Raw genomic sequence first — 1,780 nt, 5'->3', positions numbered from 1 at the left:
GTGGGTGAGGTCGAGACGTTGCTGGCCGGCCTGTGGAGCGAGTTGCTGGGCGTCGAGCGGATCGGGCGGCGTGACAGCTTCTTTACCCTCGGCGGGCACTCGCTCCTCGCCGTCCGCCTCATCAGCAGAATACGTCAGATGGGGCATGCCGTCGATGTCGCTGCTCTGTTCGAGAGCCCGCGGTTGTGCGACCTGGCGGTAAAGCTGACACAGAATTCAAGAGTGGCTATACCAGACAACGCGATCACGCGGCAAAGCACGTCCATCACACCTTCAATGCTTCCCCTGGTCGATCTGACTCAGGCAGAGATTGACCATGTCGTAGCACAGGTGCCGGGAGGGATCGCCAACGTTCAGGATATCTATGAACTGTCGCCTCTTCAGGACGGGATGTTGTTCCACCATCTACTGAAAGAATCCGGCGACACCTACATCGTCGGCTCGAAGTTGGCGTTCGCAAGCCGAGATTTGCTGGACCGGTATTTGGAAGCGGCACAACATGTCGTTGATCGTCATGACGTCCTTCGGACAAGCTTCGTGTGGGACGAGCTCTCATCACCCGTGCAGGTGGTATGGCGCCATGCTCCTCTCGATGTGGAGTTCGTCGAACTTGACGCAGCGGCCGGCCCGGCCCTGGAGCAGTTAGAGCGTCGCTATGATCTCCGGCAGTACCGGATGAACCTGGGTCATGCGCCGCTCATGCGTTTCGTTGTTGCGCAAGACACGCAAAACGAGCGCTGGCTGCTGCTGGAATTTTCTCACCACCTGATCGGGGACCATTCCACTCAGGATGTGCTCAACGAGGAAATCGGGGCAATCCTGTCCGGTGGCAAAAACAGTTTGCCGGATCCGGAACCGTTCCGCAATCTGGTCGGAGAGGCTCGCCTGGGGATCTCACAGGAGGAGCACCAGCGCTTCTTTCAAGCCATGTTGGGCGATGTCGACGAGGCCACCCTGCCGTTTGGTTTGGGTGACGTAAGGGCGGCCGGTGAGGGCGTTGAAGAGGCGCGTGAGTTGTTGCCTCAGGATCTGAATACCCGACTACGCGCTGAAGCGCGCCGCTTGGGTGTGAGCCTGGCGAGCCTCTGCCATCTGGCGTGGGCCCTGGTGGTGGCCCGCACCTCGGGACGTCAGGACGTTGTGTTCGGGACGGTTCTGCTTGGCCGTACACAAGGGACAGCGGTCCTGGACCGGGCTATGGGCTTGTTCATCAACACCTTGCCGTTCCGTTTGGGCGTCGACGAAACAGGTGTCGAGGCCGCTGTGCGCAAGACACATTTGCTTCTTGCGGAGCTTTTGCGGCACGAGCATGCCTCGCTGGCGCAGGCGCAACGCTGCAGCCGCGTCGAGGCGCCTGCTCCATTGTTTGGCGCTCTGCTGAACTATCGTCACCAGGCACCATCCGCGCCAGATCCAACTAGGGCCTTGTCAGGCGTCGAGAGGTTGGGGGGACAAGAAGCAACAAACTACCCGATCGGAATGTCCGTTGAGGATCACGGCCACAGTCTGGGTGTCACGGCTCAGGCGGTGGAAGGCGTGTCGGCATCGATGCTGTGCGCTCTGATGCGGCAGGCGCTGGAAAGTCTCGCGCACGCACTTGATCATGAGCCGACGCTCCCGCTGCAACAGCTTGATGTTGTGCCAGAGGCTGTACGCCGTCTTCTGCTGCAGGAGTGGAATGACACGGCGGTTGCCTTTGCTGATGAGGCGTGCGTGCATGAGATGTTCGAGGCTCAGGTGGCCCGGTCGCCTGACGCGGTGGCGTTGGTCTACGAGGGTG

1 protein-coding gene is annotated in these 1,780 nt (G+C 60.6%); it reads left to right on the top strand.

Going from position 1 to position 1,780, the window contains the following annotated elements:
* Positions 1-138: 138 nt before the first annotated feature.
* A partial coding sequence (locus tag E1166_RS30435; RefSeq protein WP_243710610.1) for a condensation domain-containing protein occupies positions 139-1,780 on the top strand: 1,642 nt, incomplete at its 3' end.

It is taken from the genome of Micromonospora sp. KC213 (assembly GCF_004348325.1).
Lineage (GTDB): Bacteria > Actinomycetota > Actinomycetes > Mycobacteriales > Micromonosporaceae > Micromonospora.
The sequence above is the reverse complement of the archived record's forward strand: the minus strand, read 5'-3'. Positions and strand labels throughout refer to the sequence as shown.